Annotated in this window: 14 protein-coding genes; 3 read left to right on the top strand and 11 right to left on the bottom strand. The window is 44.5% G+C overall.

Annotated features, from left to right (window positions below; genetic code table 11):
* Window positions 1-364 precede the first annotated feature (364 nt).
* From NHH16_RS07380 to NHH16_RS07365, 4 genes are read right to left on the bottom strand one after another with little or no spacing between them, the layout of a single operon-like run.
* Window positions 365-1210: an SAM hydrolase/SAM-dependent halogenase family protein gene (locus NHH16_RS07380; RefSeq protein ID WP_262068947.1), complete on the bottom strand. Its 846-nt coding sequence runs from the start codon at window positions 1208-1210 to the stop codon at window positions 365-367.
* 26 nt (window positions 1211-1236) lie between these two features.
* The gene (locus NHH16_RS07375) at window positions 1237-2070 is read right to left on the bottom strand and encodes an energy-coupling factor transporter transmembrane component T family protein (RefSeq protein WP_262068946.1); all 834 of its coding nucleotides are present in this window, start codon (window positions 2068-2070) and stop codon (window positions 1237-1239) included.
* Window positions 2071-3774: an ABC transporter ATP-binding protein gene (locus NHH16_RS07370; RefSeq protein ID WP_262068950.1), complete on the bottom strand. Its 1704-nt coding sequence runs from the start codon at window positions 3772-3774 to the stop codon at window positions 2071-2073.
* Window positions 3774-4574 carry a GNAT family N-acetyltransferase gene (locus NHH16_RS07365; RefSeq protein ID WP_262068945.1) on the bottom strand — a complete coding sequence of 267 codons (801 nt, stop codon included), beginning with the start codon at window positions 4572-4574 and terminating at the stop codon, window positions 3774-3776. The genes NHH16_RS07370 and NHH16_RS07365 overlap by 1 nt, the downstream gene beginning before the upstream one ends.
* Window positions 4575-4703: 129 nt before the next feature.
* Here NHH16_RS07365 and NHH16_RS07360 point away from each other — a divergent pair, with 129 nt between their 5' ends.
* The 3 genes from NHH16_RS07360 (at window position 4704) to NHH16_RS07350 (ending at window position 6556) form a co-directional block, all read left to right on the top strand.
* Window positions 4704-5567 carry an SAM hydrolase/SAM-dependent halogenase family protein gene (locus NHH16_RS07360; RefSeq protein ID WP_262068944.1) on the top strand — a complete coding sequence of 288 codons (864 nt, stop codon included), beginning with the start codon at window positions 4704-4706 and terminating at the stop codon, window positions 5565-5567.
* 110 nt (window positions 5568-5677) lie between these two features.
* Window positions 5678-6172 (top strand): QueT transporter family protein, encoded by a 495-nt coding sequence (locus NHH16_RS07355; protein ID WP_262068943.1) that lies wholly within the window; start codon window positions 5678-5680, stop codon window positions 6170-6172.
* A gap of 12 nt (window positions 6173-6184) precedes the next feature.
* Window positions 6185-6556 (top strand): VOC family protein, encoded by a 372-nt coding sequence (locus tag NHH16_RS07350; protein WP_262068942.1) that lies wholly within the window; start codon window positions 6185-6187, stop codon window positions 6554-6556.
* A gap of 50 nt (window positions 6557-6606) precedes the next feature.
* Here the strand turns inward: NHH16_RS07350 and NHH16_RS07345 are convergent, their stop codons facing one another.
* The 7 genes from NHH16_RS07345 to NHH16_RS07315 all read right to left on the bottom strand — a co-directional run bounded on the left by NHH16_RS07345 (window position 6607) and on the right by NHH16_RS07315 (window position 14064).
* Window positions 6607-8004, bottom strand: a complete 1398-nt coding sequence (locus tag NHH16_RS07345; protein ID WP_262068941.1) for an ABC transporter permease — start codon at window positions 8002-8004, stop codon at window positions 6607-6609.
* On the bottom strand, window positions 7976-9424 hold the full coding sequence (locus tag NHH16_RS07340) for a COG1361 S-layer family protein (RefSeq protein ID WP_262068940.1): 1449 nt from the start codon (window positions 9422-9424) through the stop codon (window positions 7976-7978). Before NHH16_RS07340 ends, NHH16_RS07345 begins: the two co-directional genes overlap by 29 nt.
* Window positions 9417-10133 carry an ABC transporter ATP-binding protein gene (locus NHH16_RS07335; protein ID WP_262068939.1) on the bottom strand — a complete coding sequence of 239 codons (717 nt, stop codon included), beginning with the start codon at window positions 10131-10133 and terminating at the stop codon, window positions 9417-9419. Before NHH16_RS07335 ends, NHH16_RS07340 begins: the two co-directional genes overlap by 8 nt.
* A 199-nt stretch (window positions 10134-10332) precedes the next feature.
* Window positions 10333-11178 carry a MetQ/NlpA family ABC transporter substrate-binding protein gene (locus tag NHH16_RS07330; protein ID WP_262068938.1) on the bottom strand — a complete coding sequence of 282 codons (846 nt, stop codon included), beginning with the start codon at window positions 11176-11178 and terminating at the stop codon, window positions 10333-10335.
* Window positions 11179-11192: 14 nt separating this feature from the next.
* Window positions 11193-11855 carry a methionine ABC transporter permease gene (locus NHH16_RS07325; protein ID WP_262068937.1) on the bottom strand — a complete coding sequence of 221 codons (663 nt, stop codon included), beginning with the start codon at window positions 11853-11855 and terminating at the stop codon, window positions 11193-11195.
* The gene (locus NHH16_RS07320) at window positions 11845-12882 is read right to left on the bottom strand and encodes a methionine ABC transporter ATP-binding protein (RefSeq protein ID WP_262068936.1); all 1038 of its coding nucleotides are present in this window, start codon (window positions 12880-12882) and stop codon (window positions 11845-11847) included. Before NHH16_RS07320 ends, NHH16_RS07325 begins: the two co-directional genes overlap by 11 nt.
* A gap of 291 nt (window positions 12883-13173) precedes the next feature.
* Window positions 13174-14064 carry an AraC family transcriptional regulator gene (locus tag NHH16_RS07315; protein ID WP_275982129.1) on the bottom strand — a complete coding sequence of 297 codons (891 nt, stop codon included), beginning with the start codon at window positions 14062-14064 and terminating at the stop codon, window positions 13174-13176.
* Window positions 14065-14630: the final 566 nt, after the last annotated feature.

Below are 14630 nucleotides of genomic sequence, written 5' to 3'. Positions count from 1 at the left end.
GCGGATTGCGGACTTACACCGGTTAGAAACGTGCGCCGCCAGGCGCACTACAAAAGCCCCGGCAGCACTTAGCTACTAGGGGCTTAACTTATCCGTTACGCATACAATACTTTTCTCATTTTGGGAATAAATCACACGCAAAGGTGGTACGTCGGTGGGTGGCGTTTTCCATTATCTTATTGCTTGCCCCCGGGCGGGCGCTATACCCTTTCTAATTTTCCCATTTTGGACTTTTTTTGGACTTTTTACTTTCTTCAACTGCATATTGCAATATACGCAAAACGCTAGAGCCCTTTATTTATCAAGACTCTAGCGTTTATTTTTATAAAACTATCGTTGCAATTTTTCTTAATTATATCTTAATCTATATTTTTTGCAAGATGACTTTCCACTCAGGACCGTACCCTAACTGGTACTGGTTGCAGAAGTTCCCTTGGCTAACCGCCATGGCAATTCGCATCAGCTCATTGTTATAAATCATCGGGTCGCCCTTCTTGGCGTAACCAAAGCTTTGGTGGAAAAGTACCGACTCTTGGAACACCTCCTGGCCGTCGTGCTCTACGGTCATCTTAACCAGATCGCCGTAAGCAAATCCCGCCTCTCGGAAATCCTTTAGCGGTATATTCGTCCAAAGGTTACCGAAATTCGGATCATTAATCTCAAAAATACCTTCCACTCTCCCTGGGGTAATCTCTGGGGTGAGCAGGGGATGGGTAACAATCTCATCAAGGCCGTATTCTGGACCTACGCCCGCAAAGTCGATAATACCACTGGCAAGTCTAGCAGCCGTATAGCCAAACACGTCCCGGCCATGGAAAATCGCCACCTCTTCTGTCCCTTTTCCTCTTAAGCGGTTCACACTCTCATCAATCTCCCGGACAGCCTCAATGCCCATCATCGCTTTCACATGAGTTAAAGCCCCATTATCCGGGGTCACCACGTAGTGACCGGTGACAGTTTTAGCCACACACGCCTTTCTCGAAGTGCCCACCCCTGGGTCCACCACCGAGACGTAAATCGTGCCCTCCGGCCAAAAAGGCAAGCTCTGGAACAAACGATAACTGGCACTCCAAGTATCGTATTGTGGCAGCTCGTGGGTACCGTCGTGGATCTCTAGCTCCCTGTCTACACTTTTTACCACGCCGTACATGGAGCTAACGGCGCTTTCTTTATAAGTAAAATCTGTCTGGAAAACTAACATTGGTTTCATAAATAATCTACCTCTCTTTCACATACTTATATAAATGGATTCCAAAATCTGGACTTATTAATAAAGACACTAATCATAACTGTAATGGCAAACACGATAACCGCTAGGACAATCGCCACCCAGTCGCCAGCCTTAAGAGGCTTCGCCGCGTACCAGGTACGTTTCTTTTTCTTTCCAAAGCCCCGCAAATCCATAGCGTTACTGATTAACTCAATTCGGTCCAAAGTAGAAAAAATCAGGGGAATACAGATATTCATAATATTCTTAATCCTTGTTCCTAGCTTCTCCTTCTTCGATAAGTCTAAACCCCGGCTCTGCTGAGCCAAAGAGATATCGCCGTAGTCACGAATCAAATCCGGAAAATACCGCAAGGTTAAAGATAGAGCAAAGGCCCCCTTATAGCTAATACCAATCCGGTTAATGGAAGCGGCAAACTCACTAGGGTTGGTAGTCAGTAAAAAAAGCATCCCCATCGGTACCGTTGCTGCGTATTTTAAAAGCTTCGTCAGCTGATATAAAAGTTGTTCCTGGGTCACCACGTAACGACCGAGAATCGGAAAAATCACATGCTCCGTTCCGTATATCTCCGTGCCATAGGTGGGACTAAAGAGAAACGTGAGCACAAAGTTTAACAGTAAGAAAACGAAGACGTAAATTATCATCGTCCTTACCTGGGAGAACTTAATCTCCGACATGCGAAAAAAGATAACTGACAAGACGGCAACCCCGATAATACAGCGAATATCGTAGGAAAACATCACCGCAAAGGTATAGCAAACGAAACATATTAGTTTCGTAAATCCCGAAAGATTATAGATAATATTGTCTTTTTCAACGTAATCAAATAGTTTACTCTTCATCTACCGCACCTCCTTTTCGGAGTCGATAAATTGCTGAACAAACTTTGAAGGTTCCGGTAGACCGATCTTTTGGGCTAAGTCATAAAGAGACGTTACCTTTAAGTTCGCCGCCGCTGCCACTTCAGGATTTGACAAAATCTGAGCCGCACTTGCATCCCCTAGCTTTTCCCCTTCCGATAGGACGATGGCATGAGGGGTATACTCTAACATCAGGTGCATATCGTGAGTAATCAGAATAATCGTCACCCCTTGGTCATTTAATTCTTTTAAAAACTCCATAATCTCTGTATAGTGCTTATAGTCCTGACCGGCCGTTGGTTCGTCGAGAATAAGAACGTGAGGATTTAGCACCAGGATTGACGCTATCGTCACCCGCTTTTTCTGTCCATAGCTAAGAGCTGATACGGGCCACTTACGAAAAGGCGTAAGCCCACAGATTTTCATGACCTTTTCCACTCTTGGTTCGATCTCTTCCTCAGGTACGTCCCGCAAGCGTAGTCCCAGGGCAATCTCATCATAGATCATCGGTTTGCAGATCATCTGATTCGGATTTTGCATAACGTATCCAATAATCTGGGAGCGCTCCTTGATGGTTTGGCCTTTGAGAGACTGGCCTTTGTAGAAGACATCACCTGCGTCTTCCTTCACAAACCCGCAGATAACTTTCGCCAGCGTACTTTTCCCGGCGCCGTTACGCCCTACGATACTCACCATTTCCCCGGCCTTAATGGAGATATCAATCCCTTTTAAAATCTGGCGCTTTTTCGTATAGCTAAACTCTAGGTTGCTGATTCTTAAAATCTCTTCCTTTTCCGCTTTCTCAGGGCTTTTCCTCTGAGCCTTTTCCCAAGCTAATAGCGGGGCCTTCACCTGGTCAATATTAAGGGTCTCAATGCTTCCTAGGCGCAAGCTTTCATCTGGCGCTACCCCCGCGTATTTAATAGCCGTTACGTATAAAGGCTCCCGAATCCCGCACCGGGATAACACTGCCCCAGCTAGGAGAGCATCCGGCGTACCCTCGGCCACAATGCGCCCTTCTTCGATGACGATAATCCGGTCTACGTGGCGATATAGCACATCCTCTAAGCGATGCTCGATAATCACCATCGTCTTATGAAACTGCTGGTGAATCTGATCGATTAAATCGATTGCCGTCTTACCGGTAGCTGGGTCTAAGTTCGCCAGCGGTTCATCAAAAAGCATAATCGGCACGTCATTCACCATGATCCCGGCAAAAGAAACCCGTTGCTTCTGACCACCTGATAGTTCAAAGGGCGAGGATTTTAGATGCTGATCCATATCTACAAGAGCGGACACTTGATCTACTAGCTCTTTCATCTTTACTTGATCGGTACCGTCATTCTCCAAGGAGAAGGCAATGTCCTCACCAACTGACAGCCCGACAAACTGACCATCTGCATCTTGAAGTACCGTTCCCACTTGCCCCGAGCGTTCAAAAATGCTCTGGTCCGACACATCCTTTCCCTCAATTCGTAGCGTCCCTGTAGTTTCTCCTTTATAAGAAGAAGGAATCAATCCATTTAGGCAATGGCCTAAGGTGCTTTTCCCGCTACCAGAGGGACCCACAATCAAGACCTTCTCACCTTCATATATCTGCAGATTAATCTCGTGCAAAGTCGGTTCTGCTTGGCTAAAGTACTTGAAGGTGTAATTTTCAAATTCAATCATAACCTTTCTATCCATTACTCGTTCCTCTCCAAAATCGTCCACGCTGCCTCCTTGGTAAATCCACACGCCACATACAGATTGTGCTCTGTCTCGGGAATTGCCAGCAGACAAGGAATCTTACCTTCTTTCACAATTAGCGCTGCGAGGTGCCCCACTAGCTGAGTAGCGAGCCCTCTATTGCGAAACTCTGGCAAGCACCCCACGCCGCCGATCATGGTGGTTTGTGGACTTTTCGCTGCCGTATTCGCCCCGGCAATAATCTTGGTCCCCTCTGTTATAAAGAAGTGACGCCCTTCTCCGGAGCGCAAACGGTTCAGCAGCATGTCTTTTGAAGCATAGGCCGCTCTGAATTCTGGAAACTTGCGCAGAAAGGCAAATAACCGCTCGCCATCTGCCAGGGTCGCCTCCTGAATACACCCCTGGTCTTTGGGAAGCTTATTCAGATCACCGGCAAACACATAAAGCCCTTTGGTAATCGCCGTATAGCCATCTAGTTGATTTGCCAGCTTCCGGATGGTCTCTTCCCGACCCATCACCTGGCGAATTCCCTTTTCCCTTACATACGCTAGCGCAAACGCTTCATCAACCCGATCTTCTTTTCCGTAAACTATTAAGTTGTCATAGAAACGAAGATATATCCCTTTTATCGTTTCCGCGGTAACCTCTTGACTCTTCGTCTCTACATGGATTTCTTGAAAATCATTAGCAAACCCATAGATTAGTATGTCCGCTATCAGGAAAGTATTAAGCACTGCCTCTTCGTGAGCATACTTAAGCAGTTCCTCTTCGTGACTTTTATCACATCTAATCACCATCTTTTTTTCACCCCAAATCCGTATCAAACTCCTTTAAGTATAGCATAGGCTTTTTTCATATGCTATACTAATGATACGCAAACACGGGTGCTTTTGCATGTGATGTTTAGCTCGAAAAGGATAAATATTATGAAGAAAAAACCATTAATTTTGCAAACGGATTTTGGTACTGCAGATGGGGCTGTCAGTGCCATGTACGGAGTTGCCTACTCCGTTTCCCCAGAGCTGTTGATTACTGATTTGACCCATGATATTCCCCAATACGACATTTGGGAAGCCTCTTACCGGCTGATTCAAACTGTCAGCTACTGGCCGGCCGGCACGGTCTTTGTCAGCGTCGTCGACCCTGGCGTGGGTTCTACTAGACAGAGCATCGGCGTGAAAACCAAAAGCGGCCAATACATCATCACCCCAGATAACGGGACCCTCACCCATGTGAAGAAGATGCTGGGAATCGTTGAGGCCAGAATCATTGATGAGAGCGTAAATCGCCTCCCTAATTCCGGCGAAAGCTATACCTTCCACGGCCGGGATATCTACGCCTTTACTGGTGCTAGGCTGGCTGCTGGCGTGATCGACTTTACCGGTGTCGGCCCAGAAATTCCCGTGGACTCTGTCGTAGAGCTGCCTGTAATTGACGCCACTTTTGATGGCGATAAGGTGCACGGCACCATCGATGTCTTAGACGTCCGCTTCGGTAGCCTATGGACTAATATTCCTAGAGACCTTTTTGTAGGCCTTGGCTTAAAGCACAATAGCCGCGTAGAGATAAAGATCCAAAACGAAACCCGAATCCTCTACCAAAATATCTTAACCTATGCGAAAAGCTTCGCTGATGTTAACGTAGGAGAACCTCTCGTCTACGTTAACAGCCTTGATAACATGGCTGTCGCCATCAACCAAGGAAGCTTCTCTAAAGCTTATAACATCGGCACCGGCACCTCTTGGCGCATTTCTATGGGGAAGGCTCCAAGAATTGTCTATGATGATTAACGAGGTGGCCCCCACCTTGATTTCACTCTTTACAAATGCTATACTACGGGGTGCATAACCGTCTGTTCGAAACCATCCAGACGCTAAAAAAAACTAAGGAGAATTTAATAATGAAGAACAAGAATTTACTATTTACTGTGCAGGCAGCCATGATTGCTGCTATTTATGTGGTGCTGACGCTAATTTTCGCCCCTATTTCCTTTGGTGAAATACAGGTGCGGATCGCTGAGGCCCTAACAATTCTACCGCTATTTACACCGGCGGCGATTCCCGGCTTATTTATCGGTTGTTTAATCGGCAATATTGTCGGCGGAGCCATTTTGCCAGACATTATCTTCGGAAGTTTAGCTACTTTAATCGGTGCTGTGGGAACTTACTTTTTACGTCATAAGACCCCGTATTTGGCACCCTTGCCACCAATTATCGCCAACATCTTAATCGTACCGTACGTGCTGCGCTTGGCGTATGGGGTAAACCTACCCATTCCGTTTATGATGATGACCGTTGGCATTGGCGAAATAATCTCTTGCTTCGGCCTAGGACTAATCGTCTACTTTGCTCTACGAAAATATAGGGATGTAATCTTTACACCCCACTTCAATTAGGAGGAAAAACCTATGAAATTCCAATTTATCCACGAAAACTACAACGTTATGAACCTTGAGAAGTCCATGCAATTTTATGAAGAGGCTCTTGGTTTGAAAGAAGTTCGTCGCAAAGAAGCAGAGGACGGCAGTTTTATTATTGTCTACCTAGGCGATGGTGAGACGGATTTTGAACTTGAACTGACCTGGCTTAGAGACTGGGATAAGGAACATTACGATTTAGGTGATTGCGAATTTCATCTGGCCTTTCGCGTAGATGATTACGACGGCGCTTTTAAGAAGCACCAAGAGATGGACTGCGTGGTCTTCGAGAATCCCGATATGGGAATTTATTTCATCACTGATCCCGACGGCTATTGGTTAGAAATTGTTCCAGCTAAATAAAGCAAAGCTCTTCGACTAATTACAATCGAAGAGCTTTTTTCTATATAAAATTATTCCCCGCGGATTGCTGCTAGTGGCGAGAGCTTCATTCCCCTTGATGCTGGTAGAATACCAGCTACCACACCGACGACCATAGAAAAGGCCATCGCCAAAAGGACGAGCCAAGGTGGAATATAAGAGATGTTTCCACTGATACCCATGGATGCACCACCATTTGCCGCAAGCATATTGATAGCTGCGGACAAAATAAAGCTAAGGACACACCCGATAAAGCCACCAAAAAAGCCGATTCCGGCTGCTTCTAGAAGAAACATCCGGTGAATGCTCTTAAGACTACAACCAAGCACCTTCATCACCCCGATTTCCTTGGTCCGTTCATAGATAGCCATCATCATCGTATTGGCGATGCCAATCGCAGCGACGAAAAGGGAAACGGCACCGATACCGCCTAGGACGGCTTGAATAATAAAGAACTGCTTCTGCATACTCTCTAAGTATTCCTGGTTAGTAGAGGCGTTATATCCCAGCTCGCGCACGGCCGCTACCACCGCCTCCACGTTATCGATATCATCTACTTCAAGAGTGGCACTGGAATAACAAAAGTCCTTGTAAGGTTTTCCCGACTTGGTCTCTGGTTGTCCGGGAATCTTCTTACCAGTAAACTCTTTCTTTAGTACCTTTTTTAGACTTTCTAAGTCACAGTAGGCATAGTAGCCATTGATGGAGTAATCGTCGATTTCTCCCTCTAGGAGACCACTGGATTTAACGGGGTATTTCTTTGCCTGCTTTTGATTAAACCCATCCCCCTCCTCACTACTACCCTCGCTTCCGCTATTATCTTGACTAGCCCAGTAACTATCCGTATCCAGAATCAAAAAGAGCGTATCTTTTCCAAGATCGATATTTGGCACCGTTCCCGTCTCGTAATACCCTTTATCCGTTCCTCTTTCATAGAAGTTCGTCAATAGCGTATTACCGTAGACAAAATCCAAGCGACTCTGCCCGACTTCTGGAAGCTCCCCGTCTTTTAGCGTTAACTTTCTTGCTTCTAAGCCTTCCCGGGTTGAGGCAATAATCGGGATATAGCCCTCGTAATTGCCTTTTTTGAAGATACCTGTTATTTCGTAAAGAGGGGCCACGCCGATGACGTGTTCTAGTGCCTTTAATTTCTCTAGCGTATCATCGGTAAGATACTTCTCCCCTTCTTCTTCCGTATTACCATAGTAAATATAGGTCTCGCCGGCACTTTTACCGGTAACGTTCACACTAGTAAGTCCCCCACTAGCTTCTACCTCATCTAACATCGACTGCTGCAAGCCAAGGCCCAAGGAAATCATCGTTACGATAGAGGCGGTACCGATAACCACACCGAGAACCGTGAGAAACGTTCGCAGCTTTCTTCTCCGCAAATTTGTAACACTAATCCTCAGAAGGTCCATAGGTCGCATCAAATAACTCCTCCTCATCCATTTGGCCAAGCTTACTTTTACGCTTCTTGATTTTTAAAATGATAAACGCACCGCCGCAGATTACTAACACCCCGATAACTACGGGAATAATCGGCAACCCGCTCTTTTTCTGCTCAGTCACCATGGGCTCTGCCATCATTTCATCAGTCGCCCCGGCCGTAATTTCAAGAGAAAAATCCTTGCTTACCTCGGTTCGCTTTCCCCCTTCATCTTCATAGGAAAGAGTCATTTTCATCTTCTCTTTCCCCTTGGTTTCCTGCTTTCCTTTAAGCATTGCATCGATGGAAGCGGTCGCCCCAGATTCCACATGGCCGATAAAGACTTCTTCTTTCTCTATCCCTTTCCCTTCAAAGGTTGCCTTCACATTATATAGCTTAATCCGTCCCATATTGTAGAGCTCGCACATGATATTGGCGTCATCACCAACGGCAACGCTTTCCGGGGCAATCTCAAACTCGGAGAACTCAAATCTAGCATCTTGACTAACTGGAATCGAGAGATTGGAATTCCCCTCAATCTGATTGCCACTACCATCCTCATACATCATCGCCATGGTTAAGCTATAGGGTTTGTTCACCAAATCAGCTTTGGCATTCAAATCGATGCTAATATCTGCCGTCCCGCCAGCAGGGATACCTTCTAAGAAAATGGAACTGCTGCCTGTAGCTGGTAAGAATGAGGGTGCCGCCGTCTCTTCTTCTCCTTCAGGCGTGGCACTCATATTAAAGAGCATATTGGAAACACCGGTTACCTTAGACGTATTTTTAAGATGCACGACTAGCTTAAAATTGCTACCGGCTTTTACCGTTCCTGGGTCGGTACTAAAGCCCGTTACGATGACCCTAGGGACAGAGCTATTGCCGCCGCTTTCGCCGCCACCGCCGCCGCTATAGATCGGCTCAGAGTTGGCAACCATCGGCGCTTCCAGACTAGGTGCCGGGTTAGGTGTAATGGGCTCTTCGTCTGCCTTCTTCTCGCCCTTCACATAGACGTTCTCAGTGATTGGCGCCACTCCATCTGCAAGCACGTTAAACTTTACATTGTAACGCTTCGTTTCGATAGCCTTCTTCCCCGTCATCTCAAAAGCAACTTCACTACTTGCTCCCGCTGCTAAAATATCTATTTTCTGTTCATACCTTTGGGAATCCGTCGTAAACGGCCAAGAATTGCCGTCATTACCTAGATCTGGTGAGACGATAACATTCGTCATATCTACAGCACTATTATTTTTCACCTCTAGGATAATCTTCTTCTTTTCTCCGGCCGTGTAGGTAGGGACCGCATTATCCTTTACATTTAGCGATAGCTCGCCTGCTGCCCGGACCGGTACCATCATCAAGATACCGCCAATTAATGCAAAGGCAAGTACGCCCGCTACCATCTTCTTTACTTTATTCATCTTCTTTGCCTCCCTCTTCTCTCCTGTTATCAACAATTTTCGTTATCTGTCCGTCTTTTATATGAAAGACCCTATCCGCATACGTCGCCAAATTATCATCGTGAGTAACCATAACTAAGGTCTTCTGATTATCGCGAACCACTTTTTGCATCAAGGTCATAATTTCCTCAGAGGTCTGAGAATCCAAATTTCCCGTAGGCTCATCGGCAAAGATAATCTGGGGATCTACTACCAAAGCCCTGGCAATTCCCACTCTTTGCTGCTGCCCACCCGACATCTGCATCGGTACGTGTTCTTTATGAGAGCTTAATCGCACCTTCTGAAGCATCTTGACTGCTTCTTGAAGCCGCTCCTTTTTACTAACTCCCTGAAAACTTAGGGGTAAAGCCACATTTTCTAAAGCTGTCAGCATCGGCATCAAATGAAAGGACTGAAAAATAAACCCTACCTTTTTACGGCGATAAGTAACTAACTCTTCTTCTGTTCGTTTTTCAATATGCTCTCCACCAACGACAATTTCGCCCTTGGTCGGACCTTCAAGACCCGCCAACATATTTAAGAGTGTGGATTTTCCCGAACCAGAGGTACCGACGATTGCTACAAACTCACCTCTGGCGACGGTAAAATTAATATTCTCCAGAGCTCGCACCACTTCGTCACCAACCTTATAAAGCTTGTAAAGGTCCTTTACCTGTATTACATTTTCCATAGTCTTCCCTCCTCGTGTTCTTAAGCTTACCCATTAAAGTGTAAGAAAATACTGCCATCTTTATGAAGATTTTATGAAGATTAGATAGCTATTCAGGACAGCAGTCGGTTATAAATACGGAGTAGACGAGTCTGTGGTCTGTCCTGAACCATTACCACATAAAAAAAGTAGCCCGAAGGCTACTTTTAACGGATTTCTATTATTCTGTAAACGGCACTACCGCTCCGTCATACTTTTCATTGATAAATTCAGTAATCTTATCTGACTTTAGAACTTCTACTAACTTTTTGATCTTTGCACTCTCTTCATTACCAGCTTTCACTGCGATAATATTTACATACGTCTTCGCGGCTTCTGAATCTGCCTCTTCATATACAAGAGCATCTTTTTTCACTGAGAAACCAGCTTCTAGTGCGTAGTTCCCATTGAGAATAGAAAACGCTTGCTCATCCACCACCCGAGGAATCTGAGCTGCTTCTAATTCAAGGATTTCCACACCTTTAATATTGTCCTCAATATCGTTAACGGTGGCATTGATGCCAGCTCCCTCTTTAAGCTTGATAATTCCATTATCTTCCAGCAATAATAGTGCTCTCGCTTCATTGGTGGTGTCGTTAGGCACAGCAATCACATCCCCTTTTTCTACTTCGTCTAGGCTCTTTTTCTTACCTGGGTAAATTCCTAGAGGTTCGTAGTGAATACCACCAGCGGATACAAGCTTAGTTCCTCTTTCTTCATTAAAGTTCTCTAGGTAAGGAAGGTGCTGAAAGAAGTTCGCATCGAACTCATCACCATCAACTACTACGTTTGGTTGCACATAATCACTAAAAACGGTAATCTCAAGATCGATTCCCTCTTCCTTTAAAAGGGCTTTCGCTTCCTCTAAAATCTCTGCGTGTGGAGCTGCGGAAGCCGCGATAGTAATCGCCTTGTCATCTCCAGAGCTTTCTTTGCTGCCCTCATCTTTTTTGGCGAGACCACAACCACTTAAGGTTCCCACCGCCAATACACCTACTAATAATAACGCTCCAATTCTCTTTTTCATAATCATTCTCCTCCTTATTTTCTTCTATCTAAACTACTGGCAAAGCGATTGCCGACAGCTTGAAATAGCAACACCAAGACTACTAATAGTACTACCGTAATAATCATAATACCAAAATCATAACGGTGGTAGCCGTAACGAACGGCGATATCACCTAAACCACCAGAACCAAAGAATCCACCCATTGCCGAATATCCGATAATGGTCACTAAGCAGATGGTCGCTCCCGAGATCAGGGAAATCCGCGCCTCTACTAACATCACCTTAAAGACAATAAAACGATTCGTCGCGCCCATAGACCGGGCCGCTTCGATGACCCCTTTATCCACCTCGTTTAAAGAGGACTCTACCATCCGCGCCACCAGTGGGGCAGCACTTAAGGAAAGGGCAACTACCATTGCTGTTGGGCCTGTGCTTTTACCGATTAAAAACTTGGTTAACGGCCCAATCAAAAGGGCAAAGATTACAAAAGGAACACTTCTGGTAATATTAATAACGATTGTTCCCAGTAATTTATTGACAGCGGCATTGGGCTTAAGTCCGCCCTTATCGGTCACATTTAAGATAACTCCTAGAGGCAAGCCGATAACGTATGCCAATAACGTGGATAGCAATACCATATATAGCGTTTCACCAATGCCTTTTGTTAGCATCTCCATAATTTCTTTAGTAAACATCTGCTTCTACCTCCTCTACCTTTAGTCCTCGTTCTAGTAGATATGCGCTCATTTCGCTTGCCAGCTTCGCATCTTCCGGCAAACGAATCAGCATTTCTCCCTTTGCAATACCCCCGACGTTCTTCGTATCCGCTCCAAGGATATTAATCGGCGTATTAAACTTTAAAATCACATTGCTGATAACCGGTTCAAAGGCAGAGTTTTCTGTAAAAACGATTCTCACAATCTTGCCGCCCTTTAGAAGATCCTTTACCTTCTCATCACCGAGAACATGGTCTTCTTTCCCTGCATCTTTAAAGATTAAGTGCTTTGCGGCCTTGGATTTCGGGTTGTCAAAAATCGCCTCCACAAAGCCTTCTTCCTTCACTTCGCCTGCTTCCATAATCGCCACCCGGTTGCAAATCTCCCGAACGACTTCCATTTGGTGAGTAATAATCACGATGGTGATTCCCAGCTTTTTATTTATTTCTTTTAGCAAGCTGAGAATTGCTTTCGTAGTCTGCGGGTCAAGTGCGGAAGTGGCCTCATCGCAGAGGAGAATCTTGGGGTTACTCGCCAGAGCTCTGGCAATGGCCACCCTTTGTTTCTGGCCTCCGGAAAGCTTCGAGGGGAAGGCTTTGCTCTTTTCGGATAACCCCACCGTCTCTAAGAGCTGGTGAGCTCGCATTCGCGCTTCTTTCTTAGTTACACCAGCGATTAGAAGGGGCAAGCAGATATTATCGATCACATTCTTCTGCTCTAACAGATTAAAATGCTGAAAGATCATCGCAATTTCGGTCCGTTCTTTTCTAAGCTGCTGTTCATTTAAGCTCCCCAGCTCCACCTCGTCGATATAAACCTGGCCTGAGGTGGGCTTTTCTAGGTAGTTAAGACAGCGAACCAAGGTACTTTTGCCCGCTCCCGACATCCCTATAATGCCGTAGATATCCCCATCGTTAATCTCTAAGCTGACATCTTTAAGAGCCGAAACCTCTCCTTCTTTTTGATAAAATGTTTTTGTCAAATTCTTAAGTCTAATTGTTGACATCTCATTCCTCCCAATTATCATCGTTGTTTTTTAAATGAACCGGAAGCATCACGCTTCGCGAAAAAAAAGGTGTACACGCTTACACGCATACACCTGCTAAAATATCCTAATTAAAAAGCAATCGGAAACATTTTACGAAGCAGAATATCTAATGCGTGCAAAAGAAACTGTGTACATCATCATTGTTCCACAGCTACGCATCATCATCATTTCTACATTCGTCTTTTGAGTCTTAAATGTATTCACCGATTTGCCTCCTAGATTCTTTCTTTGCACTTTACTATGAGACATTCAGGAACTTTTGTCAATAACTTTTTTCTTTTGCACAGGTATCCATATCTCACAATAGGCATAATTCTTTTTATTTTCCGACATTTTTGTAAAAGAAAAGTTAGGGGCACAAATCAATTCATAATCAGCCGATGGCAACCACTCGGCATAAATTTGCGCCATGGTATTTTGCATAGTCTCGGGGAAGCTTCCCTCATTAGGAAATACTGCCCAGGTAGCCGCTTCTACTTTTACTTTTTCTAACAAATTATTGCTATCCCCGTTTGTTGTCAGTACGCCAATCATGTGAGTTAACTCACCCTCTTCTTTTTCAAATTCGCTATCAGCATTATAAGACGCATTAACAACCTGGTATGGTTCTATGTTTTGCAAGGCGTGCATTTCCTTTCGTTGTTCCTCGGTAATGCTCTTCGCTAACTCCACAATCTCATTATTGACACCTACAAACTGCATGGGAACACGTTTGCTTACACCTGCCAAATAAAACGTTGGCATTTCTACAACTTTATATCTCATACTTTTTCCTCCTTGTACTGTAATGAGAAACGTAAGCTTGGGGAAAGATTTACTAGCTTGCTTTTTCGCTACTTCTGACGGCAAAATACCACTCCATTTCGTAAACGCTCGCGTAAAACCATCCAGCGATTGATACCGGTATTTATACGCCACATCTGTAACTTTTTCGCCTCTAAGTAAGTCTCTGTTCGCTTCTGCTAATCGACGATTCTTGATATATTCACTCAATGTCATTCCGGCAAGGTGAAAAAAAACCGTTCTAAAATGATAGTCGGAAACCTGTACATACTCAGAAATCTTCTTAAGTTGCAAGTCATCCGTTAAGTGGTCCTCAATGTATTCGATTACTTGATTAAGCTTTTTCAGCACGTTCATCCCCTCCTTTCGTAGATATATCATAGCAGAGAGTTCCCAGCATTTACTCGACTTTTTATAATGATTTTAGTCGAATTTCTATAAGACTATTTTTACATAGGAAAGCGGCCACTACAATCGTTTTGTTGTAATGGCCGCCTTCCTATTTAGTTATAAAGCTTTATCTTTAATCGGAGGTTTCTTCCGATCAGTCGTTCCCGTTTATTACTTTTTTCTACCTCTGTTATTGATTATATTCATTAACAGCCCAAAGCCCTCGGTTTTGTTTCTTACTAACATTTTCTTGTAGTCATACACTCATTTTTGTCTTACTAATATGCATATTTCCACAATTAATCTTTTGCTTTCGTTAAACCTCGGCATCTATTTTATTTTCCCTATCTCATATAAAACATTTCAATTGGTTAATAAGCACCTATAACTTTTCTTATTGGTAGCAGAGCCCTTATCATTTACTAACAATCTTACTGGGTTATTACTTCCTAAACCTTGTTTTATATGTTATAAAATGACGTCCCGGTTAATGTTTCTTTACACATTTTCCGTTCACTTTGAGGTGATACTTC

Origin of the sequence: Ohessyouella blattaphilus, assembly GCF_024721265.1 — a bacterium.
Lineage (GTDB): Bacteria > Bacillota > Clostridia > Lachnospirales > Lachnospiraceae > Aequitasia > Aequitasia blattaphilus_A.
This window is presented reverse-complemented; position numbering and strand designations above follow the sequence as displayed.